Origin of the sequence: Ornithinimicrobium flavum, assembly GCF_004526345.1 — a bacterium.
Classification (GTDB): domain Bacteria; phylum Actinomycetota; class Actinomycetes; order Actinomycetales; family Dermatophilaceae; genus Ornithinicoccus; species Ornithinicoccus flavus.
Genome location: NZ_CP038213.1, coordinates 2,586,420 through 2,599,666 on the forward strand (window position 1 = coordinate 2,586,420; position 13,247 = coordinate 2,599,666).

Annotated in this window: 10 protein-coding genes and 1 pseudogene; 8 read left to right on the plus strand and 3 right to left on the minus strand. The window is 73.5% G+C overall.

Annotation, left to right across the window (positions count from 1 at the left end; genetic code table 11):
• Nucleotides 1-158: 158 nt before the first annotated feature.
• Entirely contained in the window at nt 159-533 is a 375-nt protein-coding gene (locus E3Z34_RS12125) for a 2TM domain-containing protein (RefSeq protein ID WP_134773809.1), read from the plus strand.
• Between the two features lie 21 nt (nt 534-554).
• On the opposite strand, the gene E3Z34_RS12130 is transcribed toward E3Z34_RS12125, so the two are convergent.
• Entirely contained in the window at nt 555-2,240 is a 1,686-nt protein-coding gene (locus E3Z34_RS12130; RefSeq protein WP_134773810.1) for a ribonuclease J, read from the minus strand.
• Nucleotides 2,241-2,456: 216 nt separating this feature from the next.
• On the opposite strand from E3Z34_RS12130, the gene E3Z34_RS12135 reads away from it, so the two are divergent.
• From E3Z34_RS12135 to E3Z34_RS12155, 5 genes are all read left to right on the plus strand, one after another.
• Nucleotides 2,457-3,278 carry a thymidylate synthase gene (locus tag E3Z34_RS12135; RefSeq protein WP_134773811.1) on the plus strand — a complete coding sequence of 274 codons (822 nt, stop codon included), beginning with the start codon at nt 2,457-2,459 and terminating at the stop codon, nt 3,276-3,278.
• On the plus strand, nt 3,275-4,258 hold the full coding sequence (locus E3Z34_RS12140; protein ID WP_134773812.1) for a dihydrofolate reductase: 984 nt from the start codon (nt 3,275-3,277) through the stop codon (nt 4,256-4,258). Before E3Z34_RS12135 ends, E3Z34_RS12140 begins: the two co-directional genes overlap by 4 nt.
• The gene (locus E3Z34_RS12145; protein WP_134773813.1) at nt 4,255-4,713 is read left to right on the plus strand and encodes a hypothetical protein; all 459 of its coding nucleotides are present in this window, start codon (nt 4,255-4,257) and stop codon (nt 4,711-4,713) included. Before E3Z34_RS12140 ends, E3Z34_RS12145 begins: the two co-directional genes overlap by 4 nt.
• A 66-nt stretch (nt 4,714-4,779) precedes the next feature.
• Nucleotides 4,780-6,732 (plus strand): alpha/beta hydrolase family protein, encoded by a 1,953-nt coding sequence (locus E3Z34_RS12150; protein WP_134773814.1) that lies wholly within the window; start codon nt 4,780-4,782, stop codon nt 6,730-6,732.
• 31 nt (nt 6,733-6,763) lie between these two features.
• Entirely contained in the window at nt 6,764-8,026 is a 1,263-nt protein-coding gene (locus E3Z34_RS12155; protein ID WP_158288676.1) for a threonine/serine exporter family protein, read from the plus strand.
• Between the two features lie 19 nt (nt 8,027-8,045).
• On the opposite strand, the pseudogene E3Z34_RS12160 reads toward E3Z34_RS12155, so the two are convergent.
• Nucleotides 8,046-9,628: pseudogene (locus E3Z34_RS12160) on the minus strand (acyl-CoA carboxylase subunit beta).
• Between the two features lie 23 nt (nt 9,629-9,651).
• Nucleotides 9,652-10,833 carry an acyl-CoA dehydrogenase family protein gene (locus E3Z34_RS12165; RefSeq protein ID WP_134774887.1) on the minus strand — a complete coding sequence of 394 codons (1,182 nt, stop codon included), beginning with the start codon at nt 10,831-10,833 and terminating at the stop codon, nt 9,652-9,654.
• 127 nt (nt 10,834-10,960) lie between these two features.
• Between E3Z34_RS12165 and E3Z34_RS12170 the strand changes: the two genes are divergently transcribed.
• Nucleotides 10,961-11,347, plus strand: a complete 387-nt coding sequence (locus E3Z34_RS12170) for a MerR family transcriptional regulator (protein WP_238695150.1) — start codon at nt 10,961-10,963, stop codon at nt 11,345-11,347.
• A 43-nt stretch (nt 11,348-11,390) separates the two neighbouring features.
• Entirely contained in the window at nt 11,391-13,169 is a 1,779-nt protein-coding gene (locus tag E3Z34_RS12175; RefSeq protein WP_134773816.1) for an acetyl/propionyl/methylcrotonyl-CoA carboxylase subunit alpha, read from the plus strand.
• Nucleotides 13,170-13,247: the final 78 nt, after the last annotated feature.

Below are 13,247 nucleotides of genomic sequence, written 5' to 3' on the forward strand. Positions count from 1 at the left end.
GCCGCCGGCGCGGGTGCTGGTCGAGGTCGTCGCAGTCTTGGCCACGGTGGCACGCTACCCAACGACCACGCCCGTCACACGTGTCCCACGCCGGTCCGGGCCGGACGGGGCCCGTGAGCCCCCTGCCGCGAGCAGGCCCGGGTCGCTAGATTGGCGGGATGACCGAGGACGACCCCCGCACCCCGCCGCCGCTCCCGGCCTACCAGCCGCCGACGGACCCGGCGACCCGCTCGGACCCGGCCGCCGACCCGGCCCTGCGCGCCAAGGCTCTCGAGCGGCTCGAGGCGGTCAAGGGCTTCCGGATCCACCTGACCGTCTACCTCGCGGTCATCGGCTTCCTCACGGCGATCTGGGTGGTCAGCGGCGGGGGCTTCTTCTGGCCGGTCTGGCCGGCCCTCGGGTGGGGGCTGGGCCTGGCCCTGCACCTGGCCTCCCTCACGTGGGACAAGGAGCCCACCGAGGCGCAGATCGAGGCCCAGGCGCGCCGGATGGCCAGGGACCGAACCCGGCCCCCCGGGGCCATCGAGGACTGAGTCGCGCCGGAGCCCTCCGCGTCAGGCGTCGATGACCAACGGGATGATCATGGGCCGACGGCGCAGCGTGCTGCCGACGAAGGACCCGACGGTGCGCCGCATGATCTGCTGCAGCTGGTAGGCGTCCTGCACCCCGTTGCGCTGCGCCTCCCGCAGCGCGTCCTCCAGCCGGGGCCGCACCCGCTCGAAGGCCTCCTCGCCCTCGGCGAACCCTCGCGTCTGGATCTCCGGACCGGCCGCGATCGCCCCGGTGGAGGAGTCCCGGACCACGATGATCGTCACGAAGCCCTCGTCGCGCAGGATGCGCCGGTCCTTGAGCAGCGTCTCGTCGGTGGCCCCGACCAGGGAGCCGTCGACGTAGACGTACCCGCAGTCGACGGCGCCCGCGATGCGCGCCACACCGTCGACCAGGTCGACCACCACCCCGTCCTCGGCGAGGACGACGTTCTCCCGCGGCACCCCGGTCGCGACCGCCAGGTCGCCGTTGGCCACGAGGTGACGCCACTCCCCGTGGACCGGCAGGACGTTGCGGGGGCGGACGATGTTGTAGCAGTAGAGCAGCTCGCCGGCGCTGGCGTGACCGGAGACGTGCACCAGGGCGTTCTCCTTGTGGACGACGACCGCACCGCGGCGGGTGAGCCCGTTGATGACGCGGTGGACGGCGTTCTCGTTGCCCGGGATGAGCGAGGAGGCCAGGAGCACGGTGTCGCCCTCCCCCACGTCGATCCGGTGGTCCCCGTTGGCCATCCTCGACAGGGCCGCCATCGGCTCCCCCTGGGATCCGGTGCAGATGAGGACCTGCTCGTCGTCCGGCAGCTGGGTGAGCCGTCCCAGGTCGACCAGGACGCCGTCGGGGACGTGCAGGTAGCCCAGGTCCGCCGCGATCCGCATGTTGCGGACCATGGACCGTCCGACCAGGGCGACCTTGCGCCCGGACCCGGTCGCGGCGTCGAGGACCTGCTGCACCCGGTGGACGTGCGAGGCGAAGGAGGCGACGATGATCCGTCGCCGGGCCTGGTGGAAGACCCGCTCGATGGCCGGGGTGATCTGCCGCTCGGGGGTCGTGAAACCGGGGACGTGGGCGTTCGTGGAGTCGGTCATGAACAGGTCGACCCCTTCCTCGCCGAACCGGGCGAAGGCGCGCAGGTCGGTGATCCGCCCGTCCAGGGGGAGCTGGTCCATCTTGAAGTCGCCGGTGTGCAGGATCGTGCCCCCCGAGGTGCGCACGAAGACCGCGAGCGCGTCCGGGATGGAGTGGTTGACGGCCACGAACTCGCAGTCGAAGGGACCCAGCTGCTCCCGGTCCCCCTCGCGCACCCCCAGCGTGAGGGGGGCGATCCGGTGCTCCTTCAGCTTGGCCTCGACCAGGGCCAGGGTCAGCTGCGACCCGACGACCGGGATGTCGGGCCGCAGCCGGAGCAGGTAGGGCACCGCCCCGATGTGGTCCTCGTGGCCGTGGGTGAGCACGACGGCGACGATGTCGTCCAGCCGGTCCTGGACGGGCCCGAAGTCCGGGAGGATCAGGTCCACCCCCGGGTGGTGCTCCTCCGGGAAGAGGACCCCGCAGTCGAGGACGAGCAGTTTGCCCAGGTGCTCCAGGACCGCCATGTTGCGCCCGATCTCACCCAGGCCCCCCAGCGGGATCACCCGGACCCCGCCGTCGACCAGGGGGGCGGGCTCGGCCAGCTCGGGGTGGGGGTGACTCATGGCCGCCAAGGATAGACACGTGCCCCCGACCGGACCGGAGAAGACCGCGCTGCTGCCCGCTCGGGGGGTCCGGGCAGCAGCGCGGTCAAGGGTTCTATCGGCCCCGGGCGAGGAATGTTACCGACCGGTCGTGTGATCTGGGTCACATCCCCCCGGGTCCGCGGGCACGACCGCGGGCCCCCGGTCGCACGCCGGACCGGCGTCTAGGCTGCTGCCATGCAGGCCTACCTCGACCTCCTCCGGCGGATCCGCACCGAGGGCGTGCGCAAGGACGACCGCACCGGCACCGGCACCCTGTCGGTGTTCGGGCACCAGATGCGCTTCGACCTCACCGCCGGCTTCCCCGTGCTCACGACCAAGCGGCTGCACCTGCGCTCGGTCGTCGGGGAGCTGCTGTGGTTCCTGCGCGGCGACACCAACGTGCGCTGGCTGCAGGAGCGCAGCATCCGGATCTGGGACGAGTGGGCGGACGAGTCCGGAGACCTGGGCCCCGTCTACGGGCACCAGTGGCGCTCGTGGCCCACGCCGGACGGGGGCACCGTGGACCAGATCGAGCGCCTCGTCGCCGGGCTGCGCACCAACCCTGATTCGCGGCGTCACATCGTGTCGGCGTGGAACGTCGCCGAGGTCGACCAGATGGCGCTCCCTCCGTGCCACACCCTGTTCCAGTTCTACGTGGCGCCGCCCGCCGCGGACGACGAGGACGGCCGGGGGTGGCTGTCCTGCCAGCTCTACCAGCGCAGCGCCGACACCTTCCTCGGGGTCCCCTTCAACATCGCGTCCTACGCCCTCCTCACGCACATGGTGGCCCAGGTCACCGACCTGCGGCCCAAGGACTTCGTGCACACCCTGGGCGACGCGCACCTCTACCTCAACCACCTCGAGCAGGCGGACGAGCAGCTGCGGCGCACGCCGGGTCCCCTCCCCACCCTGTGGCTGAACCCCCAGGTCCGGGAGATCGACGCCTTCGAGCTGGAGGACGTGGAGGTGCGCGACTACGTCGCCGCCCCGACCATCCCCGCCCCGATCGCGGTATGACGTCCCGCTTCCAGGTGGTCCCCGCCGCCTATCTCGCCCTGGTCCGGGACACAGGACCGGCGGGGCCGGAGGTGCTGCTCCAGCTGCGCCGGGGCACGGGCTACATGGACGGTCGCTGGGCGCACGGAGCGGCGGGGCACGTCGAGCTGGGCGAGAGCGTCCTGGACGCCGCGGCTCGGGAGGCGGCCGAGGAGCTCGGCGTGGTGGTCGGGCTCGGGGAGCTGCAGCACGTGGCCACGGGGCACCGCACCGTGGCCGCCCACGAGCCCTCGGAGGAGAGGATCGACGTCTTCCTCAGCACGACCAGCTGGAGCGGGGACCCGGTGGTCCGGGAGGTCGACAAGGTGGCCGAGCTGCGCTGGTGGCCGCTGGCCGCGCTCCCAGACGCGGTGGTGCCGCACGAACGCGGGGCCCTGGAGGAGCTGGCGCGGCGGCATACCCCGGGCCTGGCGGAGGGACCCGCGCGGCCGACGCCGGCGCTCCTGACGCGCGGCTTCCGCCAGAGGCTCACCCTGGTGGCCGCCGTCGGCCGCAACGGGGTCATCGGCGACGGGTCGACGATGCCGTGGCACCTTCCCGCCGACCTGCGCTTCTTCAAGGACACCACGATGGGCGGGACGATGCTCATGGGCCGGGGGACGTGGGACTCGATCGGGCGGGCTCTGCCGGGGCGGCGGACCATCGTCCTCACCCGGCGGGAGCACTGGCAGCCCGAGGGCGCCGACGTCGCCCGATCGGTGCCCGAGGCCCTGGCGCTGGCCGGTGACGGTGAGGTCTTCGTCGTCGGGGGTGGGCAGGTCTACGCCCTGACGATCGAGCACGCCTCCCGCCTCGTGGTCACCGAGGTCGACCTCGAGCCCGAGGGCCCGACCCGCTTCCCCCGCATCGACCCCGGTCGGTGGCACGTGGTCGACCGGGTGCCGGGCGAGGAGCCGGTCCGCGCCTGGGTGACCTACGAGCGGATCGCGGGGCGGGTATGAGGTCCCGCTACCTCGTCGCGTGCCTGCTGGCCGGTGTGGCGACCAGTGCCACCTACGGCGCCGTGGCCGGACTCGCCGGGTCGCTCACGGGCGGGGGCGATCAGGCCGGGCCCGTCCTGGGCGTGGCCTTCGGGGCGCTGCTCGGCGGGCTGATCATCGGCGCCGCCCTGGGTGCCCTGCTCGGCGGGCTCTCCGGTCTGGTGGCGACGGCCGTCGCCCGCGGCACCACGGACCCCCGCGCCGCGGCCGTCCGGGTGGGCGGCACGGTGCTGGTGACCTGGCTGCTGGCCCTCCTGGCCCTCTCCGGGGTCAGCGGGTCGGTCCTTGGAGGCGGGTCGAGCTGGGACCTGCCCGGCGGCGAGCGCTGGGTCGCGGTGGTCGTCCCCAGCGTGCTGGCGGCCGTCGTCTCGGGCTGGGCGGCCCGGTCCGTGGCCGACCTGCGCGACCCGGCCTGACCGCGCCGGTCGGGCCGGCGGCCACGGCAGGTCGCCGCCCGCGCCCCCTGGCGTAGGGTCGCGCAGGTGAAGCCGTCCGACCTCGCCCTGGTCCGCACCCTGTCCTCCCCCACCGTCCATCCGGACGGGCGGGACGTCGTCGTGGTGATGAAGCGCCCCGACGTCGACGAGAACCGCTACCGCACCAGCCTGTGGCGCCTGCCCCTGGGTGGCGACCCGGCGGGGGACCCCGGCGGGGCCGACCCCCGGCGACTGTCGCGGCTGACCCGCGACACCCGTGACTCCGCGCCCTGCTACTCCCCCGACGGCACCCTCATCGCCTTCCTGCGCGCTCCCGAGGACGGCCCGGCGCAGCTGCACGTGCTGCCCGCCGCAGGGGGTGAGCCGCGAAGGCTCACCGACCAGCCGCTGGGCGCAGGTGCCCCCGCGTGGTCCCCGGACGGCCGCCGAATCGCCTACGCCGCACGGGTGCCCGAGCAGGGCCGGTACGGCACCGACGAGGCGGTCAAGCCCGACCAGGAGGCCCCGCGGCTCATCGAGCACAGCCGCTACCTCGCCGACGGGCTCGGCTACGTGCTGGACCGGCCCTCGAAGATCTTCGTGGTCGACCTCGACACCCTCGGGGCGGACGACTCGGCGGAGGCCGAGACGGTGCCGGAGAGCCGGCAGCTGACCACGGGTCCGGGTGACGACTCCTCCCCCGCGTGGCTCGCGGCCGACCGGGTGGCGTTCGTCGCCTCCCGTGACCGGCGTGGGGCCTGGCGGCCCGACAGCCTGGTCTCCGACGTGTGCTCGGTGGACCTGCGCGGCAAGGGTTTCCGCCGGCACACCGACGGGACCGGCATGGTGGGGAGCCTCAGCACGGCCGCGGACGGCACGGTCGTCCACGGTGTGGCGGACCTCGGGCCGAGCGGGCAGGACTTCGTGGCACGGAACGCCGTGCTGCGCCGGCTGGGCGGGGACCCGCTCACCGACGCCGAGTCCGACCACCTCGCCTGCGCCCCGGCCCTGGGTGCCGGGGGCACGCTGGTGGCGGCTTTCGAGGTGCGCGGCGACACGGTCGTCCGGGACGTCGGCACCGGTCAGGTCCTCCTGGACGGCCAGGTGAGCGTCACCGACGTCGCCGTGGGCGGCGGGGTGGTCGTGGCGGTGGCCGGGACCCGCGACTCCTTCTCCGAGCTCTTCGTCGGACCCACGGGGGGCCGCCTGGTGCAGGTGACCGATGTCGGGCGGCACCTGAGGGAGGTGGCGGCGCCGATCGAGCCGGAGGAGCTGCGGACCACGGCGCACGACGGCTACCCGGTGCACGGCTGGTTGCTGCGCCCCCCGACCGGGCCGCGTCGCAAGGCCGGGCACCCGGTCGTCCTCATGATCCACGGCGGGCCCTACACGCAGTACTCCGGCAACCTCTTCGACGAGGCGCAGGTCCTGGCCCGCGCCGGCTACGCGGTGGTCATGGGCAACCCCCGGGGCGGGTCCGGCTACGGCGCCGCCCACGGCCGGGCGGTCAAGGAGGCCATCGGCACGGTGGACGTGGCCGACCTGACCGCCCTGCTCGACCACGCCCTCACCCTTCCGGGCCTCGACGGCTCCCGGGTCGGGGTGCAGGGCGGCTCCTACGGGGGCCTCATGACCACCTGGCTGGTCGCGCACAGCGACAGGTTTACCGCGGCCATCAGCGAGCGGGCCGTCAACGCCTGGGACTCCTTCGCCGGCACCTCCGACATCGGCTGGTTCTTCGCCGACGAGTACGCCGGGCAGTTCGCGCACCAGCAGTCCCCCCTCACGTGGGCCGACCGCATCCGGACCCCGACGCTGGTGATCCACTCCGAGCGTGACCTGCGCTGCCCGCTGGAGCAGGGCCAGCGGTTGTTCGCCCGGCTCCGCGCCAACGGCGTCCCCACCAGGCTGCTGGTCTTCCCCGGTGAGGGGCACGAGCTCTCGCGCACCGGCCAGCCGCGTCACCGGGTCCAGCGCTTCGAGCACATCCTGGCCTGGTGGGACGAGCACCTGCGGTGAGCCGCGGGCCCCGGCACGCAGGATGGTGCCCGTGCCAGGCGAGGTGACGCCGGAGCGTTCCCGCCAGCTGCTCGCCTGGCTGGGGGCCGGGCTGCTGGCGGGTGGGATGCCGACCCAGGAGGTCGAGGAGGACGTGCGGCAGGCGGCGCGCGCCCTCGGCCACCCCCGGGCCCAGGTCGCCTGCCTGCCCCGGGGGATCCACGTCGGCCTGGCCCCCGGGGACGCGGCCACCTTCGAGCAGGTCGACGGGGCGGTGCGGCTGGACCAGCTCGCGGACGTCTCGACCGTCCTGGCCGGCCTGCGCGCCGGGCGCCTGCCCGCGGACGAGGCGCTGTCGCGCCTGGGTGCCCTGCGCGCCGCGCCGCACCGGTATGCCGTCCCCGGGCTGGTCGTGGGCGGCGTGCTCTCCGGGGTCGGGATCGCGCTGGTCCTGGCCCCGGCGTGGCCCTCGGTGCTCTTCGCGGCGCTGGTCACCCCGCTGACGGTCCTGCTCATGCTGCTGGCCGGCCGCTACCGGACGGCCGCGACCCTGACCCCGTTCGTCGCGGGCTTCGTCGCCGCCCTGGCCGCCTTCTGGGCAGCGGACGCCGGGCTCGTCACCGCCCCGCTGTGGACCCTCGTGGCCCCGATCGCGGTGCTGCTGCCGGGGGCCACCCTCGTCACCGGCCTGGTGGAGCTGGCGGCGGGCTCGATGGTGGCCGGCACCTCCCGGCTGGGTCACGGCACGGTGCAGCTGCTGCTCTTCGCCCTCGGCGTGGGGGCGGCGGCGGCCCTGCTGGACGTGCCCCCCTCGCTGCTCGACCCCGCCCGCCCGGTCGGGTTCGGGTGGTGGGCCCCGTTGCTCGGGGTCGCGGTCGTCACCGTCGCGATCTCGCTCCTGGAGGGGTTGCGCCTGGCCCTGGTGCCCTGGGTGATGCTCACGGCGCTGATGACGTACCTCGCCCAGCTGCTGGGGCAGGGCGTCGTGGACGCCCGGTGGGCCGGGGCCTTCGTGGGCGCGGTCGTGGCGATCCTCGTGGCGACGCTCGTGGAGCTGGCGCGTCCGGCCCTGCCGAGGTCCGTGGTCTTCCTGCCGAGCTTCTGGCTGCTCGTGCCGGGATCCTTCGGCCTGGTGTCGGTCGCCCAGCTCGAGGTGGGACCGGAGGCGGCGATCGCCTCCGTCGCCTCGGTGACGCTGGTCCTGGCCGCGATCGCCCTGGGCGTGGTGGTCGGCGCCAGCCTGGCCCTCCCCCTGCGCCAGGTCGCCCGGCGCGCCGGCCTGGTGCACCTGCTGGCCCGCCTCCGCCGCCGCTGAGGCCGCGCCGAGGCCCTCCTCAGACCGGGGGGATCGAACGGTGCCGGGTGGAGAAGTGGCGGTCGCGACGCGCGGCATACCGGAGCCGGTGCTCGACCTCCGCCCGCAGCTCCTCGGGCTCGACCACGGCGTCGATGACCAGGTCGGCGGCGAGCCGCTCGAGGTCGACGTCCTCGAGGTACTCGGCGCGACGGGCCTCGACGAAGGCCGCCTGCTCCTGCGGGTCCTCGATCTGGGCGATCTTGTTGGCGTAGACGGCGTTGACCGCCGCCTCCGGGCCCATGACCGCGATCCGCGCGGTAGGCAGTGCGATGGTCGCGTCGGGGCCGAACCCCGGGCCACCCATCGCGTACAGGCCGGCGCCGTAGGCCTTGCGCACCACGACGCACAGCTGGGGGACGGTCGCCTCGGAGACGGCCGACACCATCTTGGCGCCGTGCCGGATGATGCCCCCCGCTCGACCTCCGACCCGATCATGAAGCCCGGCACGTCGGCCAGGTAGAGCAGGGGGATGCCGTAGGCGTCGCACAGCCAGATGAAGCGGGAGGCCTTGTCGGCGCTGTCGGTGAAGAGCACCCCACCCTTGACCGCGGAGTTGTTGGCCACGATGCCGACCGTCTGCCCCTCGACCCGCCCGAGCCCCACGACGAGCTCGGCGGCGAAGAGGGGCTTGATCTCGAAGAAGCTGTCGGCGTCGACGAGACCCTCGATGACGTCGTGGACGTCGAAGGGGACCGACTCGGCCTCCGGGACCGTGCTGCGGTCCAGGGGCGCGGCCGGAGGCTCGGGGGCGTAGTGCGGCAACGGGTCGTGCCAGGTCTCGGGCAGGTAGGAGAACAGGTGCTTGGCGAGCTCGATGGCCTCCTCGTCGTCGCCGGCGAGCAGGTCGCCCACGCCGGAGACGGTGCAGTGCATGCGGGCCCCGCCCATCTCCTCCAGGCTGACCTTCTCCCCCACGACCATCTCGGCCATGCGGGGGCTGCCGAGATACATCGACGCGTTCCCCTCGACCATGATGATGACGTCGGTGAAGCTGGGGATGTAGGCACCGCCGGCCGCGCTGGGGCCGAAGAGGCAGCAGATCTGGGGCACCTTGCCCGAGAGCGCGACCTGGTTGTGGAAGATCCGCCCGGCGCCGCGACGACCGGGGAAGAGGTCGACCTGGTCGGTGATGCGGGCGCCGGCGGAGTCGACGAACCAGAAGATCGGCAGCTCCTCGCGCAGCGCCGCCTCGGTGGCCCGGATGATCTTCTCCACGGTTCGCGCGCCCCAGGAGCCGGCCTTGACCGTGGGGTCGTTGGCGACGACGATCGCCGCCCGCCCGTCGACCTCGCCCCGGCCGGTGACCACCCCGTCGGCGGGCAGCCCCTGCGCCGTGGCGTTGGCGTAGCGACCGTCCTCGACGAAGGTGCCCTCGTCGAAGAGCAGGGCGATCCGGTCGCGGACGTACATCTTGCCCTGGGAGTCGAGCTTGGCCTTCGCCTTCTCCGGAGGACGTGCCGAGGCCGCGTGGGCCGCCTCGAGACGCTCCCGCAGGTTCTCCACGCGGGGGTCGGGGTGGGAGTTGCCCACCGACCCGGCTCCGGTGCCCGAGCTGCGCATACCTGTCATCGTGCCGGCCCCCGTCAGGAGGGGAGGCCCAGCCCTCGCGCGATGACCATCCGCTGCACCTCCGAGGTGCCCTCGCCGATCTCCAGGATCTTGGCGTCCCGGAAGAAGCGCGCCACGGGGTACTCCTCCATGAAGCCGTTGCCGCCGAAGACCTGGGTCGCGATGCGGGTCGCGGTGACCGCGGCCTCGGTGGAGTAGAGCTTGGCGATCGCCGCGGCCTGCTTGACCTCGGCCGCCGACCGGCGGCCCGCCTCCCGCTCGTCGTTGAGCCAGGCGGCCTTGTAGGTCAGCAGGCGGGCGGCCTCGACCATGACGGCCAGGTCGGAGATCTGGAAGGAGACGCCCTGGTTGACCGCGATCGGGCGACCGAAGGCGATCCGCTCCGCGGCGTAGGCCGTGCTCTCCTCGAGCATCCGCTGGGCGCAGCCGACGGCCAGCGCCGAGATGGCGATGCGGCCGTCGTCGAGGGTCTTGAGGAACTGCTTGAAGCCCTCGCCGCGGGCGCCCAGGAGGTTGCCCTCCGGCACGCGGCAGTCCTCGAAGGTCAGGCCGTGGGTGTCGGAGATGTGCCAGCCGAGCTTGCGGTAGGCCGGCTCGACGACGAAGCCCTCGGTGCCCGAGGGCACCATGATCGCGCTGATCTCGGGCCGCCCGTCGGCCGTCTCCCCCGTCCGGGCGGTGACGGTCACGACCGAGGTGATGTCGGTGCCCGAGTTGGTGATGAAGGCCTTGGCGCCGTTGACCACCCACGAGCCGTCCTCGAGCCGTGCGCGCGTCCTGGTCGCCCCGGCGTCGGAGCCGGCCTCCGGCTCGGTCAGGCCGAAGCCGGCGAGGGCGCGACCGGCGACCAGGTCGGGCAGGAACCTCTCCTTCTGCTCCTGGGAGCCGAAGGACAGGATCGGGTTGATCCCCAGACCCACACCGGCGGACAGGGTGATGCCGACGGACTGGTCGACCCGGCCCAGCTCCTCGATCGCCAGGCACAGGTAGGTGAACCCGCCCTCGTCCAACCCCGCCCCGCCGAACTCCTCGGGGGCGTTGAGGCCGAACAGCCCGAGCTCGCCCATCTTGGGCACCAGGTCGGTCGGGAAATGGGCCTCCCGGTCCCACTGCTCGACGTGGGGGGCCACTTCGGCCTCGGCGAAGTCGCGGACGAGGCGGCGGAAGTCTTCGTGGTCCTGGCTCAGCTCGAACATCGGTGTCCGGGTCCTCTTTCGGGCGGTGGTGAGGGGGCGTACGGGTCGCAGGAACATGGTGCTTGACCTTTGCGTCAACGTCAAGCACGATATGGCCCGACCCGACGTGCTTGACGTGAGGACAACCGTGACCGACCCCGACGCGACATGGACGATCGCCCAGACGGCCGCCGACTTCGACGTGACCCACCGTGCCCTGCGCCACTACGAGCACCTGGGCCTGCTGTCCCCCGAGCGCGTCGGGCAGCGTCGCGTCTACCACCGTCGCGACCGCACCCGGCTCGCCCTGATCCTGCGGGGACGGCGGCTGGGCTTCTCCCTCGAGCAGATCGCCACCATCCTGGACATGTACGACGACCAGCCGGGTGAGGTGGGTCAGCTGCGCTACCTGCTGTCCCAGATCGGGGAGCGGCGCCAGGACCTCGAGGGCCGGCGCAGGGACATCGAGGAGAGCCTGCGGGAGCTGGACGAGCTCGAGCGGCGGTGCGCCCAGGACCTGCGCCGGCTGGGGTGACCTTCCGCCGGGGCGGGGTGTGGCTGGGTCTAGGGTGTGCGCTATGCCGATCAGCAAGGTCCTCATCGCCAACCGCGGCGAGATCGCCGTCCGCATCGCCCGCGCCTGCAAGGACGCCGGCCTGGGGTCGGTGGCGGTCTACGCCGAGCCCGACCGTGACGCCCTGCACGTCACCGTGGCTGACGAGGCCTACGCGCTCGGCGGCACGACGCCCGGCGACTCCTACCTCGTGCAGGAGAAGCTGCTCGAAGTGGCCCGGCAGGCCGGTGCCGACGCGGTCCACCCCGGCTACGGCTTCCTGGCCGAGAACGCCTCCTTCGCCCAGGCCGTCCTCGACGCCGGGCTGGTCTGGATCGGCCCCGGGCCCGAGGCGATCGACGCGCTCGGCGACAAGGCGAAGGCCAAGCACATCGCCGTCCGGGCGGGCGCCCCGCTGGCCCCCGGCACCAAGGACCCCGTCCAGGACGCCGACGAGGTCGTCGCGCTGGCCGAGGAGTTCGGCCTCCCCGTGGCCATCAAGGCCGTCTACGGCGGTGGCGGTCGTGGCCTGAAGGTCGCCCGCACGATGGAGGAGATCCCCGAGCTCTACGAGTCCGCGGTCCGCGAGGCGGTCACCGCCTTCGGGCGCGGCGAGTGCCTGGTCGAGAAGTTCCTGGACCGCCCCCGCCACGTCGAGACCCAGTGCCTGGCCGACCAGCACGGCAACGTGGTGGTCGTCTCCACCCGCGACTGCTCGCTCCAGCGGCGCAACCAGAAGCTCGTCGAGGAGGCCCCGGCCCCGTTCCTCACGCAGGACCAGCGCGCCGAGCTCGTCCGGGCCTCCAAGGCCATCCTCAAGGAGGCCGGTTACGTCGGCGCCGGCACCTGCGAGTTCCTCGTGGCCCAGGACGGCACGATCTCCTTCCTCGAGGTCAACACCCGCCTGCAGGTGGAGCACCCGGTGACGGAGGAGGTCACCGGCGTCGACCTCGTGCGCGAGCAGTTCCGCATCGCCGACGGCGAGGAGATCGGGTATGACGACCCGACCCCGCACGGGCACTCCTTCGAGTTCCGGATCAACGGCGAGGACGCCGGCCGGGACTTCCTTCCCGCCCCCGGCACGGTCACCCGGATGGTGGTCCCCCACGGGCCGGGTGTCCGCTGGGACGCCGGGATCGTCGAGGGCGACACCGTCGCCGGCGCCTTCGACTCCATGATCGCCAAGCTCGTCGTCACCGGGCGCACCCGGCAGGAGGCCCTGGAACGCTCGCGCCGCGCGCTGGACGAGCTCGTGGTCGAGGGCATGCCCACCGTCCTGCCCTTCCACCGGGCCGTCGTCTCCGACCCGGCCTTCGCGCCCGAGGACCCCTCCGCGGGCTTCACGGTGCACACCCGGTGGATCGAGACGGAGTTCGACAACCAGATCGCCGCCTACTCCGGGCCGACGGCGGACGCGCCCGCGCAGGACGAGGGCCGCCAGACCGTGGTGGTCGAGGTCGGGGGCCAGCGCCTCGAGGTCTCGCTGCCCGCCGGGCTGTCCCTGGGCGGAGGCAACGGTGGCGCCGCCGGCGGCCGCAGGAAGGCGCCCAAGCGCTCCCGCGGGGGCGGCGGCGGGGCCGCGGCCTCCGGCGACGCGGTCACCGCGCCGATGCAGGGCACCATCGTCAAGATCGCGGTCGAGGAGGGCGCCGCCGTCGCCGAGGGCGACGTCGTGGTGGTGCTGGAGGCGATGAAGATGGAGCAGCCGATCAAGGCGCACAAGGCCGGCACCGTCACCGGCCTGTCCGCCACCGTCGGCGAGACCGTCTCCAACGGCGCGGTCCTCTGCGAGCTCAAGGGTTAACCGTCCCGACCCCCCTTCGCTCCCCTCCCCACCGACCGCGCCGCCTGGTTGCTCCTAGCCCCACCGACCGCGCCGCCT

Excerpts from the sequence above, each read along its gene's own strand:
- E3Z34_RS12130 (WP_134773810.1), bottom strand. The coding sequence starts at position 2,240 with ATGAGTCACCCCCACCCCGAGCTGGCCGAGCCCGCCCCCCTGGTCGAC.
- E3Z34_RS12140 (WP_134773812.1), top strand. The coding sequence starts at position 3,275 with ATGACGTCCCGCTTCCAGGTGGTCCCCGCCGCCTATCTCGCCCTGGTC.
- E3Z34_RS12135 (WP_134773811.1), top strand. The coding sequence starts at position 2,457 with ATGCAGGCCTACCTCGACCTCCTCCGGCGGATCCGCACCGAGGGCGTG.
- E3Z34_RS12165 (WP_134774887.1), bottom strand. The coding sequence starts at position 10,833 with ATGTTCGAGCTGAGCCAGGACCACGAAGACTTCCGCCGCCTCGTCCGC.
- E3Z34_RS12145 (WP_134773813.1), top strand. The coding sequence starts at position 4,255 with ATGAGGTCCCGCTACCTCGTCGCGTGCCTGCTGGCCGGTGTGGCGACC.
- E3Z34_RS12175 (WP_134773816.1), top strand. The coding sequence starts at position 11,391 with ATGCCGATCAGCAAGGTCCTCATCGCCAACCGCGGCGAGATCGCCGTC.
- E3Z34_RS12125 (WP_134773809.1), top strand. The coding sequence starts at position 159 with ATGACCGAGGACGACCCCCGCACCCCGCCGCCGCTCCCGGCCTACCAG.